The organism is Nocardioides sp. T2.26MG-1 (genome assembly GCF_950101795.1).
Taxonomy (GTDB): Bacteria; Actinomycetota; Actinomycetes; order Propionibacteriales; family Nocardioidaceae; genus Nocardioides.
The window spans coordinates 296,874-303,293 of record NZ_CATNLZ010000034.1 but is presented as its reverse complement, the minus strand read 5'-3'; the positions used below and the strand labels follow the sequence as shown (position 1 = coordinate 303,293).

Sequence of the window (6,420 nt, the reverse complement as noted above, 5' to 3'; positions counted from 1 at the left end):
GCCGGGCACGTCCAACGGTCCGACCGAGGCCATCAACGGCAGGCTCGAGCACCTACGCGGCTCCGCACTCGGGTTCCGCAACCTCACGAACTACATCGCGAGATGCTTGCTCGAGTCCGGCGGGTTCAGGCCTCGACTACACCCTGGATTGTGAAGAGCCAACAAACAGCCGAGGACGGCGCTCGATTCAACGGCCGGGCCCGGTGTCGGATTCGCGCCCGGTCCCGCCTCTCCAATGGGTGGTCCACTCCGACAACGCGCGTAGCGCGGGCACGAGCGCCGGCCCTGTCTAGGTCGGGGCATACCCGACCAGGCCCGGATCCGTGGCGGCGTGACGCTCGAGGAATCCCTCGGCCTCGAGCCGGCGCAGCCGGTCGCACAGCAGTCGATCCGAGACGCCAGGCACGGCGACGCGGATGTCGCTGAACCGCCGGGCTCCGGAGAGCACTGCGAGCAGGATGCTGCCCCGTCCATCTGCCGCCGATGAGTTCCAGCGCTTGCTGCAGGCCGAGGCAGTGGTCGGGCGGCCATTGTCCGGAAGTGCTGCTCTGCTGCGTCACTGGTCCATCATGACGTTTCGGTTCGTCGCGAGGATCCTTTGGCGGGAAACCACGCCCGCAGCGGTCACGTCGCCGGAGGGCACACCCTCCACCGTCACTACGAAGAGTACCGGCCCGGGGTTGGCTGGAGCGCCCGGGGAACCAACACGAAAGGGCGGGCTCCTTTCCGTGGGCGAGCTGGACGCGAAGCAGCCCTGGTGACGCGGAGGTCGCATGCTCCGGACGCGTCCGGACGCCCGGCGTCCGCGACCGCGCCAGACACGGCATTCCCGGGTGCGGGGACGATATCGACGCCGTGACGGCGCTCATCTGAACTTCCCCAGTTCTGCTCACTGAAATTCCCCACCCTGTGGCTCCACCGGAAGCAGGTGGGGCTCCTTCGAAGATGGCGGTCTCTGACCACACACCGTCTATCGAAGGAGCCCCTCGCTTCCCATGCTGACACGGGAGGAAGACATCGACGCTCACGCGCTTCGGCGCCAGGGGATGAGCATCTCGGCGATCGCGCGGCACTTGGGCCGGGACAGGAAGACCATCCGCGCCTACCTGGCTGGCGAGCGGGTCGCCGGGGTGCGCAAGCCTGCGGGTGAGGATCGGTCCAGCCGTACGTGGACTACGTCCGCGAGCGCCTCACCGAAGACCCGCACCTGTGGGCGGTGACCTTGTTCGACGAGGTCGTCGAGCTCGGCTACGACCGGTCGTATCCGACGTTCACCCGCCAACTCCGGGCGAGGAACCTGCGGCCGCACTGCGAGCCCTGCTCGGCCACCAAGGGCCGGGCCAACGCCCCGATCGCGCACCCACCGGGTGAGGAGACCCAGTGGGACTGGGTCGAGCTCCCCGATCCGCCCGAGCACTGGGGGTGGGGCAAGAACGCCCACCTGCTGGTCGGTGCCCTCGCGCACTCGGGCAGGTGGCGCGGGACCCTCGCGCCGGCCGAGGACCAGGCCCAGCTCATCGCTGCCCTGGACAAGACCACGCGGAAGCTGGGCGGGCTGACGAAGACGTGGCGCTTCGACCGGATGCGCACGGTGTGCCACCCCGAGTCCGGCAGGGTGACCGCGACGTTCGCTGCGGTCGCCAAGCACTACGGCGTGCACGTCGCGATCTGCCCGCCGCGGCGCGGCAACCGCAAGGGCGTGGTGGAGAAGTCCAACCACACCGCCGCCCAGCGCTGGTGGCGCACCCTGCCCGACGACGTCACCGTCGAGCAGGCCCAGGCGTCGCTGGACAAGTGGTGCGCCACTCGCGGGGACGCCCGGCTGCGCCGCTCGCACGTCGATGGCCGCGCCAGCGTCCTGACCATCGCCGAACGCGAGCCCCTCACACCGGTACCGACCATGCCGTTCCCCGCGACGATCAGCGAGGAACGCATCGTGTCGGCCCAGGCGCTGGTCGCGTGGCGGGGGAACTCCTACTCCGTGCCGCCCGAGCTCGCCCGCGCCCACGTCACCGTCTCGCAGCGGCTCGGCGAGCAGCACCTCGACATCGCCACGCCCGGCGGGATCGTGATCGCCCGCCACGAGATCGCACCCGACGGTGCCGGGGTGATGGTCCGCGACCACGGCCACGTGATCGCCCTCGAGCAGCTCGTCCTGACCGGCCACGACACCTCCCGGCCGCACCGCCGCAAGGAACGCATCCCACCCGGGCCAGCGGCCCGCGCCGCCGCCGAGCAGCTACGCGACGCAGCACGACCCGTCGAGCACGCCGTCAACGACGACGCCGTGATCGACCTCGCCAAGTACGACCGAGCAGCACAAGGAAGGAACACCCTCACGTGACCGCCGACTCCCTGACCGTGCCGATGACCGGCTCCCAGGCCAGCATCTACCAACAGCTGCGCGGCCACCTCGCCACGTTGAAGCTCACCGCCGCAGCCGAGCACCTGCCCAGCGTGCTCGCCCAAGCCGAGCAAGAGCAGTGGTCGATGACCGCCACGCTGGAGCACCTGCTGGCCCGCGAGGTCGAGGCCACTGAGGCCCGCAAGCTCGCCGGCCGGCTCCGGTTCGCCTCCCTGCCGACACCGGCGACCCTGGCCGACTTCGACTTCGACGCCGCCCCCGGCGTCGACCCCAAGCTCATCGACGAGCTCGCCACCTGCCGCTACCTCGACACCGCCACCAACGTGCTGCTCATCGGACCACCTGGAGTCGGGAAGACCGACCTCGCGGTCGGACTCGGCAGGGCCGCGGCCGAAGCCGGCTACCGGACCTACTTCACCACCGCCGCCGACCTCGCCGCACGCTGCCACCGCGCCGCCATCGAGGGCAGGTGGGCCACCACCATGCGGTTCTTCGCCGGCCCCACCCTGCTGATCATCGACGAGCTCGGCTACCTCCCGCTCCCCGGCGAGGCCGCCTCCGCGCTGTTCCAGGTCGTCTCCCAGCGCTACCTCAAGACCAGCATCGTCTTGACCACCAACCGCGGCGTCGCGTCCTGGGGCGAGGTCCTCGGCGACACCACCGTCGCCGCCGCCATGCTCGACCGGCTCCTGCACCGCTCCGTCGTGCTCAACCTCGACGGCGACTCCTACCGGCTACGCGACCACCACGCCAAGAACGACACCCTCCGCGCCACCGCGACCGGCACCCGCCGACCACTACAGTGACCACCGCCCAAGGTGGGGACTTTCGATGAGCATCACTGGGGAAATTCGGCGAGCGCCATCACCGGCTGACGGGCCCCAGATCGGTCGCCCCGCTACGGAACTCGGGCGGGTGTGGTGCGGGCATCTTGTGGACTCCTTCCTGCAGCGATCATCGCTACAGATCAGGTGTCCGGGCTACGGGTCAGGCTCCCCGCTGGTCGAGTAGAACAAGCCCACTACCGTGCTCTCAACCGAGAGCCGCACTCGTGTAGGAACGGCCGAGAACCTGGGATGCTTCTATGTCGTGTCAAGCGGCTGGCGCGAGTGCTTCGGGTTGCCGGTGAGCCGCGGCGAGCGTTCTGAAGATCTGACGAGTGGCGTACCGCTTGAGGCAGCGGCGGATCTCCTTGGTTGTCTTGCCCTCGGCCAGCCGGCGCTCGATGTAAGTGCGGGTCTCGGTGTCGATACGCATGCGGGTCAGGACGATGGTGTTCATCGCGCGGTTCAGCTGCCGGTCGCCACCGCGGTTGAGGCGGTGCCGGACGGTGTTCCCCGAGGAGGCAGGGATCGGCGCGGTCCCTGCGATCGCGGCGAAGGCTGCCTCGCTGCGGACCCGGCCCGGGTGGGACCAGACAGTCAGCACGATCGCTGCGGTGACCGCGCCGACGCCGCGCAGTTCGAGCAGCTCGGGTGCCTGGGCGGTGACGACCTCGGTGAGCCGCTCGCGGTTCTCTGCGAGTTCCTCATCGAGCACCAACACGCGCTTGGCCAGGCGGACGGCTTCAGCGCGGGCGGTAGCGGTACCGAAGGGCTCCTCGCGGCGCCGCCACCCGGCGATCGTGATGGTCTGCTGGGAGGTCAGGGACTTGCGCGCATCGATGCCAAGGTCGTGGCTGCGCAGCAGCGAGGTCAGCGCGTTGATGCAGCGGGTTCGCTCGATGTTGATGTGCTCGCGAGCGACAGTGAGGACTCGCAGCGCGGTATGTGCCTGGCCGGCGCGGCGATCACGCAGCGAGGCCATCGGCATCACCAGCGTGGAACGGGCCGCGAGGGCGGCGTCGAGAGTGTCAGTCTTGCCGCGGCCACGGTCGCGGCGGGGTGTGGGGGCCTCGACCACGCGGTACCCAGCGTCAGCCAGGACGTCGCTAAGGACCGCGCCGTAGGAGCCTGTGCCCTCGGCAGAAACCAACACCGAATCGAGGTCGCCTTCGGTACGGCGACCGATCCAGTCCCGCGCGCGTCGCAGCCCCGCTGGCGTCGTCGGGAAGGTCGCCTGGTCCAGCAGAGCGCCGCTGGCCTCGACGATGGCGTAGCTGTGAGTAGCGGCGTGGGTGTCGACCCCGACGACGTAGCGGTAGGTCTCAGCCACGGTGGCAGGCAGACTAGACATGCGATGTTCTCCTCACTGATCGGGTTGGACGTCGTTGCCGGCGTCAGCCCGGGTGAGGAATCACGACGAGGCAGGCCTGTAATGAGCCACACCACCAGGACGGCAATCCCGGTGGTGGACATGCTTCTGATCAAGCCATCGTTGTGGGCCAGGGTCGGCGCCGGCACCCCGCGCCCGCCGGACAGATCCCAGGCATGACACCCCCGAGGGGTCAGGCGATTCAGGAGTCACGACGCGCACCGGGTGACCGGCGCTAACCCTGCCAGCCAGCCCCAGGCCAGCCGCCACGAAGACTTACAGGCGCTTCAGTTGTCGGCAAAGGATCACGCTCAGGCTCAGTAGTGTCGCGAAATCTGGACCCAGTCCGGGGCGTGCTGACTCGGGGCGGTCCCGGCGGCGCCGACAGCGTCTGGTTCCGTCGGGCATGGAACCCTTCACCGAGCTGACTCACGACGCCCTGCTCGACCTGCTGCCCGAGTGGGAGCTCGCGCTGCGGGCCGAGGACAAGACTCCCGGCACCATCGAGGCGTACCTGGGCGGTGCTCGTCGCTACCTCGACTGGTGCACGCCCGTCGACGCGGTCCCGATGACGCGGACGTCGCTCCAGACCTGGATGGTCTACTTGCTCGAGTCCGGCAATGCGCCCGGCACCGTGCTGGCTCGCAAGCAGTCGGTCAAGCGCCTCGGTGACTGGCTGCTCGCCACGGGCCGGATCCCCGGCCACCCCTTCCTCTGCGTCAAGGGCCCCGCCCAGCGGCGCCCGATCGTGCTGCCGCTGACCGACGACCAGCTCCGCGCCCTCATCGCCACTTGCACCCACCCGGTCCACCGCCCCGACGAGCGGCTGCACCACCGCCGCGACGAAGCCCTCATCCGGCTGATGGCCGAGACCGGCATCCGTGCCGGCGAAGTCGTCGCCCTCGACCTCGCCGACCTCGACCTCGACCTCAACCGGATCTCGGTCCGACACGGCAAGGGCCGCCTGTTCCGCACCATCCCGGTCGGGTCGACCACCATCGCGGCGATCCGCGCCTACCTCGCCGAACGCGCCCAACACCCGGCGGCAGACGGTCCGCGGCTGTGGCTGGGGGAGCGCGGCGCCAGCTTCGGCTACGACGGCCTCAACCAGGCCCTGCGCCGTCGCGCTACGCAGGCCGACATCGACGGCTTCCACCTGCACCGACTCCGCCACACCGCCGCCCACCGCTGGCTCGCCGCCGGCGGCTCCGAATCCGGGCTCATGGCCATGGCCGGTTGGACCCGCACCGACATGCTCGTGCGCTACACCCGCGCCACGGCCGCCGAACGAGCCGCCGCCGAAGCACTGCGCCTCGACCTCGGAAACGTCTGACCACCTCGACCGTTGATCTATTGCGTTTGCTTCGAATATTGCGAATAATGGATGTCTTGAGAGAGGAGTCACCATGACCGCCTTGGCACTCGCCCCCGTCCAGCCCGACGAGTCCGACATCAACACCGCCGTCGAGGCACTGCCGCACGTCAAGGACTACCTCGCTACGCACACCGACAGTGTGATCCGCCTTGTCGTCGCCGACGACCCCGAGGAGACACTTGTCGTCCCGCGGGGGGCGGTCGAGCTCCTCGCGCGGGTGCTCGCCCACATGGCCGCAGGGCAGGGGGTCTCGGTCGTGCCGGCGCATGCCGAGCTCACCACGCAGCAGGCAGCCGAGCTGCTCAATGTCAGCCGACCGTTCCTCATCGGGCTGCTCGACGCCGGAGACATCGAACACCGCAAGGTCGGCAAGCACCGCCGGATCAAGGCCCAGTCTCTGATGGCCTACATGGCCCGCGACGACCAGGAGCGGCGTGACGCCGCCGACGAGCTCACCCGGCTCAACCAAGAGATGGGCCTGCTCTGA

At 69.5% G+C, this 6,420-nt stretch carries 8 protein-coding genes; 6 read left to right on the top strand and 2 right to left on the bottom strand.

The genetic code is table 11. The features are described 5' to 3' along the window. Positions 1–154 (top strand): transposase (locus QQZ14_RS21890; protein ID WP_284536545.1); only part of this gene is annotated, 154 nt, incomplete at its 5' end. 135 nt (positions 155–289) lie between these two features. Here QQZ14_RS21890 and QQZ14_RS21885 read toward each other — a convergent pair. Beyond that, entirely contained in the window at positions 290–457 is a 168-nt protein-coding gene (locus tag QQZ14_RS21885) for a winged helix-turn-helix transcriptional regulator (protein ID WP_284536544.1), read from the bottom strand. Between the two features lie 538 nt (positions 458–995). On the opposite strand from QQZ14_RS21885, the gene QQZ14_RS25460 reads away from it, so the two are divergent. From QQZ14_RS25460 to istB, 3 genes are read left to right on the top strand one after another with little or no spacing between them, the layout of a single operon-like run. After that, positions 996–1,220: a helix-turn-helix domain-containing protein gene (locus tag QQZ14_RS25460; protein WP_446740513.1), complete on the top strand. Its 225-nt coding sequence runs from the start codon at positions 996–998 to the stop codon at positions 1,218–1,220. Further along, positions 1,169–2,344, top strand: a complete 1,176-nt coding sequence (locus QQZ14_RS21880) for a Mu transposase domain-containing protein (protein ID WP_284536538.1) — start codon at positions 1,169–1,171, stop codon at positions 2,342–2,344. The genes QQZ14_RS25460 and QQZ14_RS21880 overlap by 52 nt, the downstream gene beginning before the upstream one ends. Continuing rightward, positions 2,341–3,171, top strand: a complete 831-nt coding sequence (gene istB, locus QQZ14_RS21875) for an IS21-like element helper ATPase IstB (RefSeq protein ID WP_284536537.1) — start codon at positions 2,341–2,343, stop codon at positions 3,169–3,171. Before QQZ14_RS21880 ends, istB begins: the two co-directional genes overlap by 4 nt. A gap of 286 nt (positions 3,172–3,457) precedes the next feature. On the opposite strand, the gene QQZ14_RS21870 is transcribed toward istB, so the two are convergent. Further along, positions 3,458–4,540: an IS110 family transposase gene (locus tag QQZ14_RS21870; RefSeq protein ID WP_284536536.1), complete on the bottom strand. Its 1,083-nt coding sequence runs from the start codon at positions 4,538–4,540 to the stop codon at positions 3,458–3,460. 424 nt (positions 4,541–4,964) lie between these two features. Between QQZ14_RS21870 and QQZ14_RS21865 the strand changes: the two genes are divergently transcribed. Both QQZ14_RS21865 and QQZ14_RS21860 read left to right on the top strand, forming a co-directional pair. Then, complete coding sequence (locus QQZ14_RS21865; protein ID WP_284536535.1) at positions 4,965–5,891, top strand: tyrosine-type recombinase/integrase; 927 nt, start codon at positions 4,965–4,967, stop codon at positions 5,889–5,891. A 73-nt stretch (positions 5,892–5,964) separates the two neighbouring features. Then, positions 5,965–6,420, top strand: coding sequence for a helix-turn-helix domain-containing protein (locus tag QQZ14_RS21860; protein WP_284536534.1), 456 nt, complete (start codon positions 5,965–5,967; stop codon positions 6,418–6,420).